This window comes from Salinicoccus luteus DSM 17002 (assembly GCF_000712035.1).
Taxonomy (GTDB): Bacteria; Bacillota; Bacilli; order Staphylococcales; family Salinicoccaceae; genus Salinicoccus; species Salinicoccus luteus.
Genome location: NZ_JONV01000006.1, coordinates 283,130 through 305,417, shown reverse-complemented (window position 1 = coordinate 305,417; position 22,288 = coordinate 283,130). Strand labels below are relative to the sequence as shown.

24 protein-coding genes are annotated in these 22,288 nt (G+C 48.1%); all 24 read left to right on the top strand.

Annotated elements, in window-relative coordinates; all coding sequences use genetic code 11:
* Entirely contained in the window at window positions 1-3,375 is a 3,375-nt protein-coding gene (locus tag BO53_RS0101680) for a dynamin family protein (RefSeq protein WP_031544782.1), read from the top strand.
* Entirely contained in the window at window positions 3,372-4,235 is an 864-nt protein-coding gene (locus BO53_RS0101675) for a sulfurtransferase (protein WP_031544780.1), read from the top strand. The genes BO53_RS0101680 and BO53_RS0101675 overlap by 4 nt, the downstream gene beginning before the upstream one ends.
* Window positions 4,228-5,100: a 5'-3' exonuclease gene (locus tag BO53_RS0101670; RefSeq protein ID WP_031544778.1), complete on the top strand. Its 873-nt coding sequence runs from the start codon at window positions 4,228-4,230 to the stop codon at window positions 5,098-5,100. Before BO53_RS0101675 ends, BO53_RS0101670 begins: the two co-directional genes overlap by 8 nt.
* Before the next feature lie 11 nt (window positions 5,101-5,111).
* A complete protein-coding gene (locus BO53_RS0101665) occupies window positions 5,112-5,507 on the top strand; it encodes a ribonuclease HI family protein (RefSeq protein WP_031544776.1) in 396 nt (131 codons plus the stop codon).
* Between the two features lie 63 nt (window positions 5,508-5,570).
* On the top strand, window positions 5,571-5,744 hold the full coding sequence (locus BO53_RS13645) for a zinc-finger domain-containing protein (protein ID WP_084184823.1): 174 nt from the start codon (window positions 5,571-5,573) through the stop codon (window positions 5,742-5,744).
* 10 nt (window positions 5,745-5,754) lie between these two features.
* Window positions 5,755-6,039, top strand: coding sequence for a NifU N-terminal domain-containing protein (locus BO53_RS14180; protein ID WP_308809860.1), 285 nt, complete (start codon window positions 5,755-5,757; stop codon window positions 6,037-6,039).
* The gene (locus tag BO53_RS13280; protein WP_342665359.1) at window positions 6,003-6,863 is read left to right on the top strand and encodes a virulence factor; all 861 of its coding nucleotides are present in this window, start codon (window positions 6,003-6,005) and stop codon (window positions 6,861-6,863) included. The genes BO53_RS14180 and BO53_RS13280 overlap by 37 nt, the downstream gene beginning before the upstream one ends.
* 1 nt (window position 6,864) lies before the next feature.
* Window positions 6,865-7,302, top strand: coding sequence for a BrxA/BrxB family bacilliredoxin (locus BO53_RS0101650; protein ID WP_031544774.1), 438 nt, complete (start codon window positions 6,865-6,867; stop codon window positions 7,300-7,302).
* 213 nt (window positions 7,303-7,515) lie between these two features.
* The gene (locus BO53_RS0101645) at window positions 7,516-8,472 is read left to right on the top strand and encodes a thymidylate synthase (RefSeq protein ID WP_031544772.1); all 957 of its coding nucleotides are present in this window, start codon (window positions 7,516-7,518) and stop codon (window positions 8,470-8,472) included.
* Between the two features lie 10 nt (window positions 8,473-8,482).
* The gene (locus BO53_RS0101640) at window positions 8,483-8,962 is read left to right on the top strand and encodes a dihydrofolate reductase (protein ID WP_031544769.1); all 480 of its coding nucleotides are present in this window, start codon (window positions 8,483-8,485) and stop codon (window positions 8,960-8,962) included.
* A gap of 14 nt (window positions 8,963-8,976) precedes the next feature.
* The gene (locus tag BO53_RS0101635) at window positions 8,977-9,522 is read left to right on the top strand and encodes a DUF2140 family protein (protein ID WP_031544767.1); all 546 of its coding nucleotides are present in this window, start codon (window positions 8,977-8,979) and stop codon (window positions 9,520-9,522) included.
* 16 nt (window positions 9,523-9,538) lie between these two features.
* Window positions 9,539-10,060 carry a peptide-methionine (S)-S-oxide reductase MsrA gene (msrA, locus tag BO53_RS0101630; protein ID WP_031544765.1) on the top strand — a complete coding sequence of 174 codons (522 nt, stop codon included), beginning with the start codon at window positions 9,539-9,541 and terminating at the stop codon, window positions 10,058-10,060.
* Complete coding sequence (msrB, locus tag BO53_RS0101625) at window positions 10,061-10,486, top strand: peptide-methionine (R)-S-oxide reductase MsrB (protein WP_031544763.1); 426 nt, start codon at window positions 10,061-10,063, stop codon at window positions 10,484-10,486.
* 36 nt (window positions 10,487-10,522) lie between these two features.
* Entirely contained in the window at window positions 10,523-11,023 is a 501-nt protein-coding gene (locus BO53_RS0101620; RefSeq protein WP_031544761.1) for a PTS sugar transporter subunit IIA, read from the top strand.
* Complete coding sequence (locus BO53_RS0101615; protein ID WP_031544759.1) at window positions 11,023-11,244, top strand: YozE family protein; 222 nt, start codon at window positions 11,023-11,025, stop codon at window positions 11,242-11,244. Before BO53_RS0101620 ends, BO53_RS0101615 begins: the two co-directional genes overlap by 1 nt.
* A gap of 39 nt (window positions 11,245-11,283) precedes the next feature.
* Complete coding sequence (gene deoD / locus BO53_RS0101610) at window positions 11,284-12,003, top strand: purine-nucleoside phosphorylase (RefSeq protein ID WP_031544757.1); 720 nt, start codon at window positions 11,284-11,286, stop codon at window positions 12,001-12,003.
* Between the two features lie 103 nt (window positions 12,004-12,106).
* A complete protein-coding gene (locus BO53_RS0101605; RefSeq protein WP_031544755.1) occupies window positions 12,107-13,729 on the top strand; it encodes a S41 family peptidase in 1,623 nt (540 codons plus the stop codon).
* 98 nt (window positions 13,730-13,827) lie between these two features.
* Window positions 13,828-14,907 (top strand): undecaprenyldiphospho-muramoylpentapeptide beta-N-acetylglucosaminyltransferase, encoded by a 1,080-nt coding sequence (locus tag BO53_RS0101600; RefSeq protein WP_031544753.1) that lies wholly within the window; start codon window positions 13,828-13,830, stop codon window positions 14,905-14,907.
* Window positions 14,904-15,530, top strand: a complete 627-nt coding sequence (locus BO53_RS0101595) for a phosphatase PAP2 family protein (RefSeq protein ID WP_031544751.1) — start codon at window positions 14,904-14,906, stop codon at window positions 15,528-15,530. Before BO53_RS0101600 ends, BO53_RS0101595 begins: the two co-directional genes overlap by 4 nt.
* A gap of 247 nt (window positions 15,531-15,777) precedes the next feature.
* Window positions 15,778-16,452 (top strand): response regulator transcription factor, encoded by a 675-nt coding sequence (locus BO53_RS0101590; RefSeq protein WP_031544749.1) that lies wholly within the window; start codon window positions 15,778-15,780, stop codon window positions 16,450-16,452.
* The gene (locus BO53_RS0101585; RefSeq protein ID WP_031544746.1) at window positions 16,449-17,813 is read left to right on the top strand and encodes a HAMP domain-containing sensor histidine kinase; all 1,365 of its coding nucleotides are present in this window, start codon (window positions 16,449-16,451) and stop codon (window positions 17,811-17,813) included. Before BO53_RS0101590 ends, BO53_RS0101585 begins: the two co-directional genes overlap by 4 nt.
* A 100-nt stretch (window positions 17,814-17,913) precedes the next feature.
* Window positions 17,914-20,688: a 2-oxoglutarate dehydrogenase E1 component gene (locus BO53_RS0101580; protein ID WP_031544744.1), complete on the top strand. Its 2,775-nt coding sequence runs from the start codon at window positions 17,914-17,916 to the stop codon at window positions 20,686-20,688.
* 11 nt (window positions 20,689-20,699) lie between these two features.
* A complete protein-coding gene (gene odhB / locus BO53_RS0101575; protein ID WP_031544742.1) occupies window positions 20,700-21,998 on the top strand; it encodes a 2-oxoglutarate dehydrogenase complex dihydrolipoyllysine-residue succinyltransferase in 1,299 nt (432 codons plus the stop codon).
* A gap of 86 nt (window positions 21,999-22,084) precedes the next feature.
* Window positions 22,085-22,288, top strand: a complete 204-nt coding sequence (locus tag BO53_RS0101570; RefSeq protein ID WP_031544740.1) for a DUF6501 family protein — start codon at window positions 22,085-22,087, stop codon at window positions 22,286-22,288.

Sequence of the window (22,288 nt, the reverse complement as noted above, 5' to 3'; positions counted from 1 at the left end):
TTGGCTGCGACAGAGACACTGGAAATCCTATACAAACTGAAGAAGGAAATACTCAAGTCCGAAAATGAAGACCTTGTTTCCCAGATCGACCATGCGATTATGAAGACATACAAGGATCAGCTGGTCTTCTCCTTCATCGGGCATTATTCCGCCGGGAAGTCGAGCCTGATCAACCATATGCTGAACCAGGAGATACTGCCGTCCTCCCCGGTGCCGACCACCAGCAACACCGTCTCGGTTGAAATCGGGGACAGCGAGGAGATACAGGCTTTCGTCGACCAGTACCGGTATATCCCGCTTGAAAACTACGAATCCTTGAGGAAACTGAATACGCGGGACCTCGACATCACCTCCATCTCGATGAATGTGCCGCATGCACTTTTCCGGGAACGGACCGTCTTCCAGGACACCCCGGGTGTGGACTCCAACACGAGCAGCCACGGGGAGAGCACCAACCGCTTCCTCCTCAACAGCGACTACATCTTCTTCACAGTCGAATACAACCATGTGGAGAGTGAACACAACATGAAGCTGCTCAAGGAGATCGCCGACCTCGACATCCCGTTCTCACTCATCATCAACCAGATCGACAAGCACGATGACCGGGAGCTCTCCATGGACACCTTCCTCTCCCGCATCAGGCGGACACTGGACCAGTGGAGCATCGTGCCTGAACATGTATTCACGACTTCGATCTATGACTCGCCATATAACGAAATCAACCAGGTGACGAAGCACATCTCGGAAATCGAGGCGGCGCGGGACGCCTATGAAGCGGCATACCACGAACGGATCATCAGGAACATCGAGGACAGGCAGCTCCAGTACCTCGAGGATGCAGAAGCGGACCTCTGCGGGCAGCTCGACATATCCGGGGAGCCGACGCGTGAAGCGGTGGAATCGCACCTTGCCTATCTCGGGAAGGAAGTGGAGAAGGGCGGAATTGCCCGCCTTCATGAGGATCCGGAGGCACTGCGCACGCATGTCCAGAAGGCGCTCAAGGATATTACGGCAAACAGCTACATATATCCGCACCAGGTGAAGTCGGCCATCACCGATTTCCTGAAGGTGCTTTCCGGTGAGATACAGCCGGGCGGCCTGTTCGGCAAGAGGAAAAAGGCGAAGATGCTCTATGAAGAGTATAAGGAGAAGATCGGGCAGGAGATTGCACCTGTGCTGCAGACCGAAATCAATGCTCCGGTCAACGGCATGTTCGATTCCCTAGGTCTTGAGGGTGCCCCCTTCAAGTATGAATGGAATCCGGATGTCCTGATCGAGGAGGAGATCACCTCCCTCTCATCAAACTACATCATGAACTACCTGGACAAGCTGAAGCGTGGGATTGAATCCGACATCTCATCAAAAGCGATGGAACACATGGAGGGGCTTGAAGCAGGGGCGTGGGATCAGAAGGACAGCGACGACCACCTGACGGAAGAGATCCGGCTGTACACATCCCTCGGAGATGTACTTGCCCTGAAGGAATCGCTTGAGACCGACAACTACAGGCATTTCTACATCCATCTGGATGATGAGATGGAACGGCTCAAGCTGACGGAGCCGATCAGCCACGACTTCGGCGAGACGGAGCCCGAGAGGGCATACTACAACGACAGCGATGGACCGGCGGAAGTGGAGGAGATGGACACACCATACTTCACCAGATTGGCCGGGATGCTCGAGGACCATCCAAGGTATGAAGAATTCCGGACGATCATCGAGGACAAGCTTGAGCGCATCAGGAACGGTCAGGTCAACATCAGCGTCTTTGGTGGATTCAGTGCCGGCAAGACGACCTTCATCAACGCCCTGATGGGGGAGGCCCGCCTGACGACGAGCCCGAACCCGACAACGGCGACGATTACGGAAATTGCGGATGGCAATGAGAGCCATGCCCTCTACAAGACTGAAGAAGACCTCGTCCAGTCGCTTGCAGTCATCACGAACAGGGAGGGTGAATCGGTCGACGACTTCCTGCCGTGGATCAGAAAGAATAAAAAGGCGGTCAAAGAGGCCTATATCCCGTTCCTGAACGGCATCGAAACCCACTATGCGCGCCACCGGGAACACCTCGGCACCGATGTTGTGATGCCGACAGATGAACTGATCGAAAAGATCAGTGCGGATGAGGAGGCGATCTTCATCCATAAGGCCTTCCTGTCCATCAGCAATGAATTCACGAACAACTTTTCCGTCATCGATTCCCCCGGAATCAACTCGATCAATGAACGGCATACGAAAGAGACGCACAACATCATCTCAGCGAGTGACATGATCATCTACGTATCCTACTACAACCATGTCTTCAGCCGTTCCGATGAACAGTTCCTCCAGTACATCAAGTCCATCAAGGGGGACGACTTCCCGGTCATATTCATCGTCAATGCCGTCGATCTGATGAAGTCGGAATCGGATCTCGACAAGGTGCTCGACTACATCCGATCCGCCCTCGGCCAGCTGAATATAAAGAACAGGGTCTTCCCGCTCTCTGCGAAGCAGGCACTTGAAGGTGGGGACGGACGGTTCGATCATGCGAAGGAGGAGATCGTTTCCCTGGCGCACCGCAATGCCTCGATGATACAGTACCAGTCACTCGAGGAGACGGCCGGCCAGCTGAAGCATGCCATAGCGGGCAACATGAAGCGGTACCATAATCAGCATGAGGAAAAGGCGCACATCGAAGCCGTCAGGAATCAACTGATTTCGGATCTCGAACAGTTCACCGCACACAGCGCGGCGCCGACGCTGCATCAGGAGCTCGACATCATCCTCTCCCATGTGGAAAAGCAGCTGACGCTGAAGCTGTATGATCACCTGAAGGGACTCGTCTCCGCGTCTGATATGAGGAACAGGAAGTTCATTGCAGAGAACAGGACCTTCATCATCAACAGCATCAACCAGCAGTTGAGCCTCGAGATTGCGACCAGCTTCAATGCAATCTATCATAAGGCGGACAGGGAGCTTGAGCAGGACATCAGAAAATTGAACGCGTCGCTCAGGGAGGCACAGACCGCCCATCACATCGAAACGGTGCAGGTCGACCGGCCGCAGCCGGAAGCGGGAGCCGATCCGGACCGTCTGCTCGATTTCCAGAAGCCGCTTCACCAGGCAAGGAACCAGCCGAGGGACTTCCGCACCCTGCAGCTCGATCTGGCAAAAGCCCTCGTGCAGTCCATGGATGCGGAGAACATGCAGGCCGATATGAGCGCAATGATCGATGGCTATCTCGAAGATGTGGACCGGAAGATGCAGGAACCACTCGAGAGCATCCGGCAGTCCCTGAAGGAGCCATTGCCGGAAATAAGCGATGCGGAATATGCCGAAGACAGGAAACTGGATCAGGCAATCGAAAATTTGGAGGGGATTGAAGCATGACGATCATAGACGGAAGTACCCACGCAGGTGACCTGCCTGATGATCTTATACTGGTCGACTGCAGGAATGTGATGGACGACCTGGAGGCATCATGGCGGAAAGTGGCCGACCATCCTCTCAAAGGGGCTGTCCATATCCCCCAGAGCCCGTGGATGTTCGATTCACCCGGGCTGAACCGAGGCAGGCATCCGATACCCTGCAGGAGTGTGGTCGAAGCCCTGCATCAGGCATTGAAACAGGAGGGCGGGACACTGCTGCTCGTCGATGATGAAAAGCAGTTCTTCCACACACGGCTCTACTACCTATTCAGTCTCTACGGCTTCGATGCCCTTTTGTGGAATGATTCGCTGGAGCGCCTCAAGTCCCTGTCAGGGAAGATCAGGGATAGTGCTGCAACACTTCCTGCTGAAGACCTGGAGCGTAGGGGCACATTTGATGATGCCGACAAAAACCTGCTTGCAGGCATGGATGAAGTCAAGGCGGCTGTGGATGACAGGGACGTGCTGCTGATTGACGTCCGGGCACGCGCGCGGTACCTCGGTGAAGAGGAGCCCATCGACCGGAAGATGGGGCACATACCAGGGGCTGTGAACATTCCCTATGGGGATGTCTTCCGTTCGGGAAGGATGGATTTCGATGCACTCGAAGATATGCGGGGCTTCCTCGGCGGCTTCAGTGAGATCATCGTCTACTGTGGCTCGGGGATGAGCGCGACGCCGCCGTTCCTCGTCCTTCATGAAATGGGACTGCCGGCAAGGCTCTACGGCGGCAGTTTCTCGGAGTGGATTACGGACGGGGCCAACAGCGTTGAAACAGGGGAGAGCCCCCTCAATGAAAGGATCGTTTCACAAAATGAATAACAATATACTGGTAGTGGACGGCATGGCATTGCTGTTCCGCCACTTCTATGCAACAAGCTTCCGCCAGCAGTTCATGTACAATGCCTACGACAGGCCGACCAACGGTGTCCAGGGGGTCGTCCGCCATGTCCTGAAGCTGGTCGAGACCCTGAGGCCGCAGCAGCTCATCATTACATGGGACATGGGGGCGCATACCGTGAGGAATGAATGGTTTGCAGACTATAAGAAGGACAGGGTGGCACCGCCCGATGAACTCATTCCCCAGTTCGACTATGTGAAGGAAGTGCTTGATGATCTGAACATGTTCCAGATCGGCCTCAAGGGCTATGAAGCGGATGACATCATCGGCACCCTTTCAAAGACATATAAGGATATCGTCATCGTGAGCGGCGACCGTGACCTGCTCCAGCTTCTGGATGAAGACAATGCATTATGGCTCACCAAGAAGGGTTATACGGTGTATGACCAGTACACGAAGGCCCGGTTTGAAGCGGAGCACGGCATCACACCCGACCAGTTCATCGACGTCAAGGCGCTGATGGGGGATGCCAGTGACGGATACAAGGGCGTCAAGGGTATAGGGGAGAAGACGGCCTTCAAACTCATCCGTGAATTCGGAAGTGTGGAGGACCTCCTCCTGAACCTCGACCAGCTGACACCTGCTGTGCGTACGAAGATCGAGACGGATATCGACTCCCTGAAGATCTCCCACAGGCTTGCCAGAATCATCACCGATGTACCGGTAGACCTGGACCTCGTCGAATCACGCAGCACCCTGAACATTTCAAAACCTGAAATCCAGACCATCCTGGATGCACATGACCTCAAGATCAGCAGCAAATATGTGCAGACCCTGGATCTATAGGAGGTGGGGCAGTGGCAAGAGCATATATAGATGCGGCAGCATCGAAGAATCCTGATATGGCCGCCGGCGCGGTTGTCTTCAAGGATGAAGGGACCACCCTCGAGTTCACCACCTTCCTTGGGGAGATGGACAACCACGAAGCGGAATGGGCTGTATTGGCGTTTGCAGTGGATAAGGCACTGGAGCATTCCCTCAATTCGCTGATCGTCCATACGGATTCAAAGGTGATCGCAGACAGTTTCGACAGGAATCATGTAAAAAATCCAGTATTCAAAAAATACTTCGATCAGATTTCACAGCACCTTGATAAATTCGACCTGTTCATCGTCAGCTGGACGCCGAGGGGCAGTAACCGGCGGGCAGACGAACTGGCGAAGGAAACTTTGTACAGGAACAGAAAAGGCTGATCCAGGAGATCAGCCTTTTTTTATACAGGACATTTCGGTATAATTGATTGAGGAGGTTGAAAAGTGAATCTCGAAGTATTGGATAAGATCAATGCCCTTGAAGAAAAGTATTGCCAAGGCTGTCTTCTTAAGGAACTGAACCGTTCCGAAGGCACCCGGACGGCTGCACATAATTTCTGCATCCACGAGTGTTCTGTAGGCATCGCCATACGGTCACACGGGAATAAGCTGCAATAGGAGGATTACAATGGAAATCGTTAAAATTGAACCAACGCCAAGCCCGAACACAATGAAGATCACTGTAAGCGAAGAGAAAGCGGAGATGAAGTCATCCACATACCGTCAGGTGACGGATGAAGCGCCTGATTTCATCAACCGGATTCTTGAACTCGAAGATGTAACGAGCGTCTTCCACGCCCTCGACTTCGTCTCTGTGGACAAGTCCCCGAAAGCCGACTGGGAGACCCTGATCCCGGAAATTGAACAGACGTTCACATCCCGGGAACAGGATGTAAAAAAAAACCAAAATTAGAGAGTGATTTCGGGGCCGTCTCCACACAGGTCCTGACATTCAAAAATATACCCTACCAGATTAAACTGAATGATGGGGAGGAGCACCGGAAGCAGCTGCCCGGCCATTTCCTGAAGGCGGTGGAGGAAGCGACATTGCCGGAGGATAATATCATCCTCCTCAGGAAGTGGGAGGACTATGGCACGCGATATGGTGAACCTGAAGAGATATTCGGGGAACTGCTGGAGGAACTGGATGCACTCTATGATGAAAAGAGGCTTGCAGAGCTTGTCCAGGAAGCCCGGACGAAGACGACACCTGAGCCGAAAAGGTATTTCAGAGTTTCCGTCGACGACTTCCGGTCAAAAGAGAACTGGAAGGATCGTCTGTGGCTGCTGAACCACATGGAGACGCCGACGGAAGCGGATTATGAAGTGCTTTCACTTGCACTTGAGGACGAAAAGATGCAGGTGAGGAGGGAAGCCGTCAGTCTGCTTGCCATGATTGAGGAGAAGGCGACGCTGCCATATCTGAAGCGTGCGCTCGGTGACCGTTCGGTGCCCGTCAGGAGGACGGCGGGAGATGCCTATAGTGATCTCGGGTATAAGGAAGGACTCGAGGACGTCTATCCTCTTCTGGATGACAGGAGCCCCATCGTCAGATGGCGTGCCGCAATGTTCATCTACGAGGTGGGGGATGAAGAGAGCCTGCCACATCTTAAGGCACATACGGACGAGCCACAGTATGATGTCCGTCTGCAGATCGAAATGGCCATCGCCAGAATAGAGCAGGGGGAAGCTGCCCTCGGCAGTGTCTGGAAACAAATTCAAGAAAGGGAGCGGTAGTATGAATCCATATGAAGCATACATGAAGGAAGTAGCCCAGCCAATGCGTGAAGAGCTGACCGGGAGGGCGTTTGATGACCTGACGACACCGGAGGAAGTGGACCAGTTCATGAACAGTCTGGAATCAGATGAATCAGCCTTCGTTGTCATCAACAGTGTCTGCGGTTGTGCAGCAGGTCTTGCAAGACCTGCTGCTGTAACAGTAGCTGAACAGAATCCTGTGCGCCCTGACAGGAAGGCGACCGTGTTTGCCGGCCAGGACAAGGAAGCGACTGAACGCATGCGCGAATATATCGGGCAGGCACCTTCCAGCCCATCCATGGCCTTGTTCAAAGGCCAGGAACTCGTTCATTTCATGCCGCGTGAACATATTGAGGGCAGGGACGTCAATGATATTATGATGGATATCAAAGAGGCTTTTGACGACCATTGCTCATAAAAAAACAGGAAAGGCTCAGCCTTTCCTGTTTTTATTGACATTATGTGTCCTAGTCGTAGATGCTCATCGAGATCATGTATAAAGCGAGCAGCGTAAGACCGATTGTCATGATAATTTCCATAAGCCACACTCCAAAAAGAATTTTATTTATTCGAATTCACGTATTCATGTATTATTATAATATAAACAAGCATAAAAAGAAAAGGGGAGGATATGATGAATCGTTTCGATCAGACATACCATGGTCTCCTGGAGAAGATCATGGAAGAGGGCAAATACAAGGACGACCGGACCGGCACCGGCACATATTCCATATTCGGCCATCAGATGAGATTCAACATGGCTGAGGGATTCCCATTGCTCACTACAAAGAAGGTACTGTTCAAAATGCTGGCAACCGAACTGATATGGTTCATCCGCGGGGATACGAACATACGTTTCCTGCTCCAGTACAACAACAACATCTGGAATGAATGGGCCTTCAAAAACTGGGTCGAGTCGGAAGAGTACCAAGGTCCGGATATGACCGATTTCGGAAATCGTGCACAGAAGGACGAAGACTTCAGAACAGTCTACCAGAAGGAGATGGAAACCTTTAAGAGACGTGTTCTGGAGGAGGATGCCTTTGCCGAAAAATATGGTGACCTCGGCAATGTATACGGACGCCAATGGCGCGCATGGGAAGGCCCCGACGGCAGCTTTACCGACCAGCTGAAGGATGTGGTGGAGAGCATCCGGACCAACCCGGACTCAAGACGCCATATCGTGACCGCATGGAATCCGGCAGAAATCGGGACGATGGCCCTCCCCCCTTGCCATGCCTTCTTCCAGTTCTATGTCAATGACGGCATGCTGAGCCTCCAGCTCTACCAGAGAAGCGGGGATGTATTCCTGGGCGTGCCGTTCAATATCGCAAGCTACGCCCTGCTCCTGCATCTGGTTGCGAGGGAATGCGGGCTCCGTCCACATGAGTTCATCCATACACTCGGGGATGCCCACATCTACAGCAACCATGTTGACGCAGTGGAAACACAGCTTCAGCGGGAAAGCTTCACAGCCCCGGAAATAAAAATTCATGGTGACCGGTCCATGTTCGAACTGGACTATGAGGACCTTGAAGTCGTGGACTATGAATCACATCCTTATATCAAGGCACCAATCGCTGTATAGGAGGAAGGAAATGGTATCGTTAATCGTATGTCATGCAGAGCAGAATGTCATCGGATTCAGGAATAAGATGCCGTGGCATCTGCCAAATGATCTCAAGCATGTAAAAAGACTGACACAGGGGAATACCATCGTGATGGGACGGAAAACCTTCGAATCACTCGGACGGCCGCTGCCCAACCGGCGCAATGTTGTACTGACCGGCAACCCGGAATTCGCTGCAGAAGGTGTCGATGTCATCCATGATGTGGCGGAGATTGAAGAACTGGACGGAAAAGTATTCATATTCGGCGGCAGTGGCGTCTATCGCCAGACGATGCAGCTTGTCGACGAAATGCACGTCACCAGGATACATGAAACCTTTGCCGGAGATACATTCTTCCCGGATTATGATATGGCGAAATGGGAACTTGTATCGAGGGAAGAAGGAACCGTCGATGGGAAGAACAGGTATCCCCACGAATTTCTTCATCTCAGGCGTAGAATGGATTAGCGGGGAGGGACCTTTTGAATATTTGGAAATGGCTTTTCATCGGACTGTTGGTATTGAATGCAGCAATAATCATATGGCTGCTCACAGCTTTAAACGGTAATTATGACGCCCCTTCGCCAGAAAATGATAATTATGTTCCTGAAGAATCGGGTATAGAGATAAAGATGAACAACGATGCCATGGAGTCCATCCTCAATGATGCCATCGATGATGATAGTCTTGCCATCACCATAGACGAGCAGCAGATTGCACTGGATGTCATCAGGCAGGTACTTGGATTATCCATCGAAACTTCCATCGAACTTGAACCTGTTTCTACGGGAGAGGAAGTGGTGTTTGAACTGGTGGACATCAATATTTCGGATCTCCCGCTTTCACAGGATATGATGTATGACCTGATCAGAGACCAGAGCGACCTGCCCGAAGGAATTAGTTTCAGGGAGCAGGAACGGGCACTGGTGATTGATTCCGGCGTGTTCACAGAGCAGCTTGAATGGGATGTGAAAGTCGATTCAATTGATTATGAGAATGATGAGTGGTATTTTTCTATAACAAGATAATTAAGAGGTGAGCAATTTGGCAATAGCAACATTAGCAGGTGGATGTTTTTGGTGTCTCGTAAAACCCTTTGACCAGTTCGAAGGTGTAAACTCTGTAGTTTCAGGATACTCGAACGGACATGTGGAAAACCCGACATACCAAGAGGTGACCAGTGGGACGACAGGGCATGTCGAAGCAGTTCAGATTGATTTTGATGAAGATGTGATGTCCTATGATCAGCTGCTTGATATATTCTTCAAAACATTCGACCCGACAGACACGGGTGGCCAGTTTGGAGACCGGGGACCGCAGTACATGCCTGCGATATTCTATCATGATGACGAACAGAAACGTGTTGCCGAATCAAAAATAGAATCACTTGATTCACAGAACATTTTCAACGGACCCATCAAGACGCCTGTTCTTCCCTATAAGAACTTCTATCGGGCAGAGGAAGAGCATCAGGATTTCTATAGGACGAACAGCGCACACTATAATGCATACTTCAAGGGTTCCGGAAGAAAATCATTTTTAGAAGAGCATTGGGGAGTGGAGTAGATGGCAATTGAAAGAGATGAAAAGGAACTGACAGCAGAAGAGTACAAAGTGATGAAGGAGAACGGCACAGAACCGCCATTCCAGAATGAATACTGGAACCATTATGAGGATGGCCTGTATGTGGATAAGCTCAAAGGTACACCACTGTTCACTTCACGCGACAAGTTCGCTTCCGATTGTGGATGGCCAAGTTTTGCCAAAAGCATCTCAGAAGATGTTACAGAGCATTTCGATGATTCCTTCGGTATGCGCCGGACGGAAGTCAGAAGCGAAACTTCCGACAGCCATCTCGGTCACGTATTCGATGATGGTCCAAAGGAACTTGGCGGTCTGCGCTATTGCATCAATTCAGCGGCATTGGAGTTCATTCCAAAAGATGAGCTTGAAGAAAAAGGATATGGTGAATACTTGAAATACTTCGAGTAGACTTTCAAAAACTTACCTGGACAGGAGAGAATTCAAATGTTTAAAAATCTATTTGGAAAAAAGAATGATGTAGACAAAGATATCGAAATCACAAGTCCAATAAATGGGAAGTATGTCAAACTGGAAGATATTCCCGACCCTGTTTTTGCCGAAAAGATGATGGGTGAAGGGTTTGGTGTCGAGCCCACCGATGGAGAAGTCGTGGCCCCGGTATCAGGCACCATCATGCAGGTTTTTCCCACGAATCATGCAGTCGGCATCAAGACCCAAAACGGATTGGAAGTGCTTATCCACATTGGTCTGGAGACTGTAGCGATGGAAGGGAAGGGTTTTGAAGGGCACGTATCAGAAGGCGATAAGGTCGAGAAGGGGGATAAGCTTGTTACATTCGATATGGATCTAGTAAAATCGGAAGCGAACAGCACAATTTCCCCTGTAATCATTACAAACAGTGATATTCTCGACTCATTCGAGCTCAAGGAAGTTACAGATGTAGACAGAGCGTCTACTGTTGTAGCGAAGGCCTCCATCAAATAATGAAGAACTATTCCTTCTATCAATATATCAAAACACGAAGAGGGGAAGCTTCACCTATCGGCCGATTGGCCGAGCATATTGCGAGAGATGCGATGTTTCCAAAGTACTCCGACGACTACCTTGAAATATCAGACTATCTTGAGAGGAACCCTTACGAGGACATGCCGCTTTCGCATTATGATACAGCTTTTGAAGACTATCGCAACTGGCTGCAGCATTAGCTGTTGTAGACTTAACACTATTAAAGGAGAATTTTAACCATGAGTATTCACATCAATGCAAAAAAAGGTGACATTGCGGACACGATCCTGCTGCCGGGCGATCCGCTGAGAGCGAAGTATATTGCAGAAAACTTCCTGGACGACGTCGTCTGCTACAACGAAGTGCGTAATATGCTCGGCTTCACCGGGTACTACAAAGGAAAACGTATTTCCGTACAGGGTACGGGAATGGGTGTACCGTCAATCTCCATATATATCCACGAACTCATGGAGGAATATGGTGTCAAAAACCTGATCAGGGTCGGCACATGTGGAGCAATACAAAAAGATGTAAAAGTAAGGGATGTCATCCTTGCACAGAGTGCTTCAAGCGACTCATACCAGAATAGAAAGCTGTTTAAAAATATTGAATATGCGCCGACATCAGACTTCGAACTTCTGCTTTCAAGCTACAATGAAGCGAAGAAGAAGGGGCTCAACGTCAAAGTGGGCAACATCTTTACAGCAGACTCCTTCTATGATGAGAATGGAAATATCGAGCAGCTGGCCCAATATGGTGTGTTGGCGCTGGAAATGGAATCAAGCGCGCTGTTTACAATCAGCAAGAAATTCGATGCAAGGGCATTATCCATCCTGACAGTGTCCGACCATGTATTAACAGGGGAAGCGACATCAAGTGAAGAACGCCAGACGACATTCAATGACATGATTGAAGTGGCATTGGATGCGAGCCTGCCTTTCATCGAAGAAAACAAATAGTGGAATTCAGGAACAGTGCATGGCACTGTTCTTTTTCTTTAACTTTGATACTTAAACTGGTAAACTAAAACTTAATTATTCAAGTAGAAATTAGGTGTAAGTTTTGAACGAAGAACATGAGCGTCATGAGACGAAAAAACCAGGTGGACGCCGGATCAGCATTAAACTTTTCTGGTTCATCATCATTCTATTGACGTCGGTCATTGCTACGGCGATCATTACTGCGCTCAGTCTGGAAGCTGGGACTGAAAAGGCCGTCAATGTCGGTACGGATACAAGAAGTGAATTTTCCAAATTATATAATGTCTACGATACGATCAATTCCAACTACTACGAAGATGTAGACCGGGACGCACTGATCGAATCTTCCATCCAGGGAATGGTTGAAGGACTGGACGATCCATACAGTGAATATATGAACAATGACGAGATGGAAGCCTTCCAGGAAACGGTGACCGGAGATTTTGAAGGCATTGGAGCTGAAGTGATGCAGGAGGGCAACCGCATCATCGTAACTTCACCAATGCGTGGTTCTCCGGCGGAAGAGGCCGGCCTTGAACCTGGTGATGAAATCATTGCGGTCGATGGCGAGTCCATTGAAGGCTGGACGACTCAGGAAGCCGTCCAGCTCATACGAGGTGAAAAAGGCACGGATGTTGTTCTGACCATTGTAAGGGGCGAAGGGGATCCGATTGACATTACGATTACCAGGGACACCATCCATATCGACAGCGTTACGTATGAAGAGGTGGATGGCGTCGGGCATATCAGTGTGAACCGGTTCCAGAGAGGCACCACCGAAGAATTTGAGAGCAAGCTGAATGAGGCCGCCGAAGACGAAGTGGAGGATGTCATCATCGACTTCAGGTACAATCCTGGCGGGCTGCTGGATGAGGCAGTCAATATGATCAACCAGTTCATTGACGAGGGCCAGGTTGTACTGTCTCTTGAAGACAATAATGGTGAGCTTACGGAAATAACCACAAGCCAGGAGGCAAATCCGAACACAGAGGACTTCAACGTATACATCCTGATCAATGAAGGGTCCGCGAGTGCTTCTGAAGTGTTTGCTGGAGCGCTGGATGACCTCACTGATGCAACAATTGCAGGAACGGAATCCTTTGGAAAGGGGGTCGTCCAGCAGACAGTTGAATTTGGCGATGATTCCCTTCTGAAATACACGAATACCAAGTGGCTGACGCCAAATGGCCACTGGATACATGACGAAGGAATCAATCCGGACATCAAACTTGTCAATCCTGATTACTATAGAGTCGATATGCTGAGTCCTGATGAAGTTTACACAGAGGGCATCTCAAATGAGACTGTTCCCTCCATTAAAGTCGCCCTGGATACACTCGGATACGAAGTAGAAGATTTTGATGAAGATTTTGATCCTTCACTCACCACAGCAGTTGGGGAGTTCCAAGCAGATAATGGTCTGGAAATGACTGGAGATGTAATAGGCGAAACGTCAACCACCCTGATGAGTGAATTGAGGGACTACATCAACGACAATGACGCGCAGCTTAATTACCTGGTGGACTATATCAATGGAGAGTACACTGAAGAAGAAATAGAGGAGTATGCGGAAAACCAGGCAGAACACCTCGAAATCGAGGAGCCTGAAGAGTCCCACGGTGATGGGGAAGATGCGGAAGAAGAAGCTACAGAAGAGCAGCCTGCTGAAGAGGAATCTACAGAGGAAGAGACGACAGAAGAATAATATAGGGCCGTATGAACATAGTGTTTATACGGCTTTATATTGTATCCATTGTAAAAATAGTTTAAAGTAATTAGCATAAAAGAGTTTTGGAGGAAAGTATGGAACCAAAAAAGAGAAAAGTTGTCCTCACAGGCGGTGGCACCGTCGGACATGTAATGCTTAACAAACTGCTCATACCCTGCTTTATAAATAAGGGGGTTGAACCCTTATATCTTGGTTCGAAAAAGGGCATTGAAAAGGAAATCATCGGTGCAACATCCATTAAATACTACAATATATCGAGTGGTAAATTGAGACGATACCTTTCTGCAGAGAACTTCAAGGACGTGTTCAAAGTCATGAGGGGCATCAGTGATGCCCGCAAAGTATTGAAGAAGGAGCAGGTAGAATTCGTTTTTTCCAAAGGTGGTTTCGTCAGCGTACCGGTGGTACTGGCGGCAAAGTCTCTCGGTATCCCGGTGTATATCCATGAGTCTGACATCACTCCAGGACTGGCCAATCGCATTGCAGGAAAGTTTGCCACTAAAATCTATGTCACTTTCAAAAAGACTCTGGAATATCTTCCAAGCGGTAAATCCGAGTACCTGGGGCCTGTTATACGGGATGAACTCAAGAGAGGCTATAAGGATATCGGATATGAATTGACCGGCTTCAGTTCTAAGAAACCCATCATGATTGTAATGGGAGGTTCCCTCGGCGCACGTTCAATCAACAACTTCATCAGGGATAACCTCGAGGCATTGACGAAAGAGTGGCAGATCATCCACCTGTGCGGCCGCGGCAACTACCAGGAAGGGCTCGATAACCCAAATTACAGGCAGTTTGAATTCGTAAAAAAAGAACTGCCGCATCTTCTTAAAATATCGGATATTGCGGTTGGACGCAGCGGTTCAAACGCAATCTATGAGTTTCTGCTGAATGAAAAGCCGATGATACTCATTCCATTGCCGCTTTCACAGAGCAGGGGGGACCAGATGGAGAATGCCGAGTATTTCAAAGAAAAGGGCTATGCCGAAATCATCCAGGATGAGGCCCTGGATCTTGAGGTGTTCCAGACCACCCTTTCCCGCATTGAAGGCAACAAGGAGTCCATCGTGGAATGTATGAAGAAGTTTGAGGGCGGCTTCAAACCGGAATCACTTGTCGACCTCCTGCTCAGCGAGGAGGGGAGTCGATGAACCGTCTGAAGAAACTGTCGCTCTTCCTGGTTTTCACCCTTATTTTTGGCATCATTGCCTATTTTCATGAATCCCGCCTTGGACATTGGATCGATACCGAAGTCTATGAATTCATCTATGCTTCCGAAAGCTTCATCACTACGGCGCTGATGCTCGGTTTCACCCAGGTCGGTGAAGTCCTGTCGATGGTCATCCTGTCTCTTATAATGATCACCATCCTGATGCTTTATCGTCTGAAGTTCGAAACACTGTTTATGATTATATCAATGCTCGCAAGCAGCATTCTAATTCCAGTAATGAAGAATTCATTCGACAGAGAGAGACCATCCATGCTGAGGCTCATCGATATCACAGGGTTCAGCTTTCCAAGTGGACATGCGATGGGGTCCACAATCTTCTTTGGTTCCCTGATGACCCTGGTCAAAAATAGTGGATTGAACAATAAAGGCATGCTATATGGCGTGTGCGCCTTTTTTATACTGATGATTTCCTCTTCAAGAGTATATTTGGGCGTGCATTATCCTACCGATGTAATCGCCGGAATTGTTGCGGGTACAGCTGTCGTAGTTGCCACGAGCTTCATCATGCATAAAAAACTTGACAGATTATCGTCACCTATATAGAATGTAATTGAAAATGATTATCAATGAGAATGAATAAGCCCCCCTTATTTAACAGATCATTTTCAAGACAAGGTTATATATCCATAAACATATGGCAACGTCCACAAGGACGTTGCCATTTCTTTTATTTTACTCATATAATATCATTGAAAAATAAACCGCCCATTGGCTAGAGAACAGATAAGGATGCATATCGGAACTGGCTAAAATGTTATGATGGGGAAAAACGGATGATAGGAAGATTACAATGAAACATATTCTGGTTGTTGAAGACGAAATGAATCTTGCACGCTTCATTGAACTTGAACTGGTGCATGAAGGTTATCATGTCACGCTTTCAAATGATGGAGAAGATGGCTTAAACAAGGCACTCGATTCCGAGTTTGACTGTATACTGCTTGATCTGATGCTTCCAAAGCTGAATGGACTTGAAGTTTGTCGGAGGCTGAGGAAGGAGAAGGATACTCCGATCATCATCATTACGGCTAAAGGAGAAACATATGATAAGGTGATCGGCCTGGACTATGGAGCCGATGACTATATTGTAAAACCATTTGAGATAGAAGAGCTGCTCGCAAGGATACGTGTCATCATGAGAAGGTCCAGTTCACAGGAGGATAAGCGGGAAATACTTGAACTGCATGGTATCACAATGGATACTTCCGCCTACCATGTCACTCTGGATGGCAAGGAGCTCGACCTGACCAAAACGGAGTATGAACTCCTCCACCTATTGATGAAGAATGCAGGTGTGGTACTGCAGCGGGAAACCATTCTGGACCACGTTTGGGGCTATGATAGTGAAGTGGAGACGAATGTGGTAGATGTCTATATCAGATATCTGCGGAATAAACTCAAACCTTTCGACAAGGACAAACTGATAGAAACCGTCAGGGGAGTAGGGTATGTGATCCGGTCATGAACAAGCAATCCTTGAAATACAGATGGTTGCGGCTTTCGACGTTGATCATCTCCATCACATATCTGATATTCAGCTCTCTGCTCATCTATTTCACCAGCATGTATCTGAAGGACCAGGAATTCCGTTCAGTGGACAGGAGCCTTGAAGAACTCGAGAGCCTGTATGAATCGCAGCCAATCAATACCATTAGTCAGAATGAAATCTACTCAAGCCTGTATGATAGGCAGAAGATGGTCCTCTACACCCAGAGCGGTGAAGAAGTTTTCAGTGCCACGACAGGCATTCCAATGAATTTCGAAAGCAACTTCGAACCCGTGCCTGATAGAGAAATTTCACCCTTGAACAACGAAGATGGGAGCTTCCTCAAAGGAAGCGTGAAATTGGATTCGCAGTACTGGAACGGATACATTTCAGTAATCCATCCACTCGACTACTATAATTCTGTAATCAGGATGATGGTCTTCATTGCCATTATAGTGGGCTTCATGTCCATTTTGTTCACATCAATCATCAGTTATTTCTTTTCAACGCAGATGGTGAAGCCCATCAGGAATATTGCGTACCAGTTGAGACGGATTGAATCCGAAGGCTTCTCAGAGCGTCTTCAGATAGAAACCAACACAGAAGAGACAGATTATATGGTCGACTCGTTCAATCATATGATGGATTCCCTTGAACGCTCATACAATCAACAGAAGCAATTCGTTGAAGATGCCTCGCATGAATTGCGGACTCCTCTTCAAATCATCCAGGGCCATTTGAATCTGATCAGCAGGTGGGGGAGGCACAAGCCCGAAGTATTGGATGAATCATTGAAGATCTCCATTGATGAACTCCAACGCATCAACAAGCTGGTCGAAGAACTGCTCCTGCTTACAAAAAATGATGGCAAAACAACAGAAGTGATGGAGGAAGTGGAAATCAACCAAGAAATAAAAAGCAGAGTGGATGCTCTGAGGAAACTGCATCCTGATTATACTTTCACTCTAGACCTTGATGAAAATCCCATAAAGTTCCATATAAACCCTTATCATCTGGAACAGATTCTGGTGATATTCCTTGATAACGCCACAAAATACGACCATGAACGGAAGCATATCATTGTTACCACGGAGAAGAAGGGGAACCATTTCGACATCGCCATCACCGACCATGGCATCGGTATTCCCGAAGACGAAATCGAGGCGATATTCGACAGGTTCTACAGGGTCGACAAATCAAGGAGCAGGGAGCTCGGGGGCAACGGTCTTGGACTCTCGATAGCAAGAAAACTTATTGATAACTATAAGGGGAAAGTATGGATAGAAAGTGAGGAAGGGCATTTTACAAAAGTGACCATGCGTTTCCCTCTGGAAAATTAGATAATTGTTCTAATAACAGCCATTATTGCCTTTAAAACAGCATACCATAGTGCTAAAATGGTACTGTATAAGTTAAAAAGATTCTAAAGAGGGTGGCAAAATGCAAGAGAGAGAACTTGAGAACGCCCCGGTACGCTTCGGTACCAATATGGGATTGCTTCTCGAGCTTCATGACATGTATCAAGATGATCCGGATAGTGTAAGCGATGAAATGCGCTTCCTATTTGAAAATATCGGTTCTGGCCAGCCAGGCACCGTCCAATCGGATATCGATCACAGTAAAGTGAAAAGCCTATTGCGTCTGATAGATAACATCAGGCTGTTTGGACACTTGGAATCAGACATCTACCCGCTCTACAGACCAGATGTCAAAAATATTCCAAGCCTGGACTATGAAGATTATAACCTTACAGAAGATGATCTTAAAAAACTGCCTGCTTCACTGGTAAGCGTGCATCTTGGGGACTACTATGACAATGCCTATGAAGCTGTAACACAACTCCATTCGCTGTATACTGGCCCGCTTGCATATGAATATATGCATATCAATGATACAGAAGAGCGCCAGTGGCTGAAAGAAACAATCGAAACACAGGAAGAAGTCTCACTTTCTCCTGAGGAAAAGAAACACCTGTTTGAAACTTTGGCAAAGGTTGAAGGCTTCGAAAAATACCTTCATAAGAACTTTGTCGGTGCCAAACGATTCTCAATAGAGGGTCTTGATTCCTTAGTGCCGATGCTCGACCATCTGCTCAGTCTCATGGCTGATGAAGGTATTCCCAATCTTCAGATCGGCATGGCACACCGTGGCCGCTTGAATGTCCTGACACATGTCCTGGAGAAGCCTTATGAAATGATGATCAGTGAATTCATGCATACGGACCCGATGAAGTTCCTTCCTGAAGACGGTTCCCTGGAAATCACACAGGGCTGGATGAAGGATGTGAAATATCACCTGGGTGGCGCCAAAACCAGAAGTGATAAAGGGCTGGAGCAACGTATCAGTCTTGCCAACAACCCGAGCCACCTGGAAGTCGTTGGGCCTGTCGTTCTCGGCAAAGCAAGGGCGCAGCAGGAAACTACTGACCATGCCGGGAAGCCTGAACAGGATTACAACAAAGCGATTGCAGCCATCATTCATGGGGATGCCGCCTTCCCTGGACAGGGAATCGTCTATGAGTCCCTTAACCTCGGCAAGCTGGAAGGCTATAGTACCGGCGGATCCATGCACATCATCGCCAATAACCGGATTGGATTTACAACAGAGGAAACAGATGCCAGATCGACAGTATATGCCTCAGATGCCGCATTAGGATTTGATCTGCCTATACTGCATGTCAATGCAGATAGACCCGAACATGTACTGCGTTCAATCGAAATCGCACTCAAGTACCGACAGAAGTTCAACAAGGATATCGTCATTGATGTAGTGGGCTATAGAAGATACGGCCATAATGAAATGGACGAACCTTCAGCGACCAACCCACTTCTATACCAGGAAGTGAAGTCCCACGATACAATCGACGAAATCTACGGTTCCCAGCTTGTCGAGCAGGGAATCATTTCCGAAGACGAAAAGGATAAAATCATCCAGTCTGTCTTCGACGAAATGAGAGCTGCACATGATAAGATCGATAAGAAAGATACAAATGTAGATGAAAAACTGCAGACTCCCCAGGCAATTCTGGAGGGGCAGGAAAATCCAGTGGATGAAATTTCACGTGAACGCCTCAAGGAAATCAACGACGACCTCTTCAAATACCCGGAGTCGTTTACAGTCTTCAAAAAACTGTCCAATGTTCTTGATCGCAGAAAAAAACCATTTGAAAATGAGGAAGACCTTGTAGACTGGGCACATGCAGAAGTGCTTGCTTTTGCAACAATCAACCAGGATGGTACGCCAATCAGGCTGACTGGGCAGGATTCCGAGCGTGGAACATTTGCACAACGCCACGCTGTCCTCCATGACCCGGAAACTGGGGAGGAGCACATCCCCCTTCATGAAGTAAGTGATTCAAGTGCTACATTCGACGTTCATAATTCACCATTATCGGAAGCAGCCGTTGTCGGATTCGACTATGGATACAATGTCGAACGCAAGAATGTCATGGCAATATGGGAAGCACAGTATGGTGACTTCTCCAATATGGCACAAGTGATATTCGACAACTTCATGGCAGCTGGAAACGCCAAATGGGGCGAAACCACCGGCATGACACTCTTCCTGCCCCATGGACAGGAAGGGCAGGGGGCAGAACACTCCTCAGCCCGTCTGGAACGCTATCTCCAGCTTGCTGCCGAAAACAACATGACCGTGGCCAACCTGTCCAGTGCATCCAACTACTTCCATCTGCTGAGAAAGCAGGCAAAGTATCTGGATACTGAAAAGATGAGACCACTGGTCCTCATGACTCCAAAGAGTCTACTCCGTAATCAGATTGTAAGTGAACCAGTAAGTGCCTTTGTAGAAGGCAGCTTCAAGGAGATCATCGTCCCTTCATATAAAAAGACGAAGGTGAAAAAGGTTCTGATTGCGAGTGGTAAAGTGGCAGTCGATCTTCTGACCGAACAGAAAGAAAACCCTAACGACGAAATACTCATCATCAGGCTGGAACAGATCTATCCGTTTCCATCGGAAAAGATTCAGGAAGTATTGAATGATGTCAAAAACCTTGATGAAGTGAGATTCGTCCAGGAAGAACCTCAAAACATGGGTACTTATCACTATGCACTACCTTTCCTTCTGGAAATTGTCCCTGAAAAGGTGGACTTGAACTATGTAGGCAGGATCAGACGTGCCTCTACTGCAGAAGGTGATGGGGAATCCTACAAACTGATACAAAAAAATATCATTGAAACTGCTCTAAAATCATAGGAGGTAGAATAATGGCTGAAGTTAAAGTGCCGGAACTGGCTGAATCAATTACAGAAGGAACGATTGCGAGCTGGCTGAAGCAAAAAGGTGATCGTGTCGAGAAGGGTGAAAACATTCTCGAGCTTGAAACGGATAAGGTGAATGTGGAAGTGATCAGTGAAGAAGCTGGTGTCATCACCGAGATTAAAGCTGAAGAAGGCGATACTGTTGAAGTTGGCCAGGTAATCGCCATCGTTGAAGATAATGGCGAAGCAGGCGGCTCTTCTGAAGAAGGGTCGGACGAGGCTTCCAAAGACGATGAGACTTCCAAAGAGGAATCCAAGGAAAGTTCAGACAAGAAAGAAGAAAAAGAGGAGACTCCGAAAGACGACTCCAAGGAGGCACCTGAAGAAGAACCTTCAGATGACAACGAACGTATTGTCGCCACACCTTCAGCAAGGCGCATGGCACGTGAGAAGGGCATCGACCTAAGTGATATCAATGCATCCGATCCCCGTGGACTTGTCAGAAGTCAGGATGTCGACAATCATGGCAAGCAGCCTCAGAAATCCGAAGAACCTAAAAAGCAGGAACAGCCACAACAACAAGCATCAGGCAAACCTGAGAAGCCTGTAGTCAGGGAAAAGATGTCCCGTAGACGTCAAACAATTGCAAAACGTCTGCTCGAAGTCTCCCAGAACACTGCAATGCTCACAACTTTCAATGAAGTGGATATGACAAACCTTATGGAACTCAGGAAGCGCAAGAAAGATGAATTCCAGGAACGCCACGATGGCACACGCCTTGGTTTCATGTCATTCTTCACAAAAGCTTCAGTGGCAGCTCTCAGAAAATATCCAGCTGTCAATGCAGAAATTGATGGAGAAGACCTTGTCCTGAAACAGTTCTATGATATCGGTGTCGCGGTATCTACAGACGAAGGACTTGTCGTTCCAGTAGTAAGGGACTGCGACCGTAAGACTTTCGCAGAAATCGAAAGCGATATTGTCGACATGGCCAAGAAGGCACAGAACAAGAAATTAGGCCTTGATGACATGACAGGCGGATCCTTCACAATCACAAACGGTGGTGTGTTCGGTTCACTGATGTCCACTCCAATCATCAATGGTACTCAGGCAGCGATTCTGGGAATGCACACTATCCAGAAACGCCCTGTAGCAATCGACGATGAAAATATGGAAAACCGTCCGATGATGTACATTGCACTCAGTTATGACCACAGAGTCATCGACGGCAAAGAGGCGGTTGGATTCCTCAAAACGATTAAAGATCTTATTGAAAATCCAGAAGACCTCCTGCTTGAAGGCTAATTGAAAAATCATGACAGGCTCCCGTGGGATGCCTGTCATTTTTGTGTTAAAATCATAATTAAAATAAGATGTTTGGAGAGATGAAGATGCTTCATGAAACTTGGAACGATAATAATTTGAGAACAGTCAGAGTAGCCCATACAGATGCAAAAAAATATAAAGTATCCGATATGCTGACTCCTGGAGAAACCTACACGGTGGTCAATGAAACAGAAGAATATATATTCGTCAAAGATAATTCAGGCAAAGTCGGCGGATACTATAAAACATACTTTGAAGAAGTTGAATAG

Bases quoted from the DNA above. Each gene is read 5' to 3' on its own strand.
- BO53_RS0101675 (WP_031544780.1), top strand. From the start codon at position 3,372: ATGACGATCATAGACGGAAGTACCCACGCAGGTGACCTGCCTGATGAT.
- BO53_RS0101670 (WP_031544778.1), top strand. From the start codon at position 4,228: ATGAATAACAATATACTGGTAGTGGACGGCATGGCATTGCTGTTCCGC.
- BO53_RS14180 (WP_308809860.1), top strand. From the start codon at position 5,755: ATGGAAATCGTTAAAATTGAACCAACGCCAAGCCCGAACACAATGAAG.
- BO53_RS0101650 (WP_031544774.1), top strand. From the start codon at position 6,865: ATGAATCCATATGAAGCATACATGAAGGAAGTAGCCCAGCCAATGCGT.
- BO53_RS0101645 (WP_031544772.1), top strand. From the start codon at position 7,516: ATGATGAATCGTTTCGATCAGACATACCATGGTCTCCTGGAGAAGATC.
- BO53_RS0101640 (WP_031544769.1), top strand. From the start codon at position 8,483: ATGGTATCGTTAATCGTATGTCATGCAGAGCAGAATGTCATCGGATTC.
- msrB (WP_031544763.1), top strand. From the start codon at position 10,061: ATGGCAATTGAAAGAGATGAAAAGGAACTGACAGCAGAAGAGTACAAA.
- BO53_RS0101620 (WP_031544761.1), top strand. From the start codon at position 10,523: ATGTTTAAAAATCTATTTGGAAAAAAGAATGATGTAGACAAAGATATC.
- BO53_RS0101615 (WP_031544759.1), top strand. From the start codon at position 11,023: ATGAAGAACTATTCCTTCTATCAATATATCAAAACACGAAGAGGGGAA.
- deoD (WP_031544757.1), top strand. From the start codon at position 11,284: ATGAGTATTCACATCAATGCAAAAAAAGGTGACATTGCGGACACGATC.
- BO53_RS0101600 (WP_031544753.1), top strand. From the start codon at position 13,828: ATGGAACCAAAAAAGAGAAAAGTTGTCCTCACAGGCGGTGGCACCGTC.
- BO53_RS0101595 (WP_031544751.1), top strand. From the start codon at position 14,904: ATGAACCGTCTGAAGAAACTGTCGCTCTTCCTGGTTTTCACCCTTATT.
- BO53_RS0101590 (WP_031544749.1), top strand. From the start codon at position 15,778: ATGAAACATATTCTGGTTGTTGAAGACGAAATGAATCTTGCACGCTTC.
- BO53_RS0101585 (WP_031544746.1), top strand. From the start codon at position 16,449: ATGAACAAGCAATCCTTGAAATACAGATGGTTGCGGCTTTCGACGTTG.
- BO53_RS0101580 (WP_031544744.1), top strand. From the start codon at position 17,914: ATGCAAGAGAGAGAACTTGAGAACGCCCCGGTACGCTTCGGTACCAAT.
- odhB (WP_031544742.1), top strand. From the start codon at position 20,700: ATGGCTGAAGTTAAAGTGCCGGAACTGGCTGAATCAATTACAGAAGGA.
- BO53_RS0101570 (WP_031544740.1), top strand. From the start codon at position 22,085: ATGCTTCATGAAACTTGGAACGATAATAATTTGAGAACAGTCAGAGTA.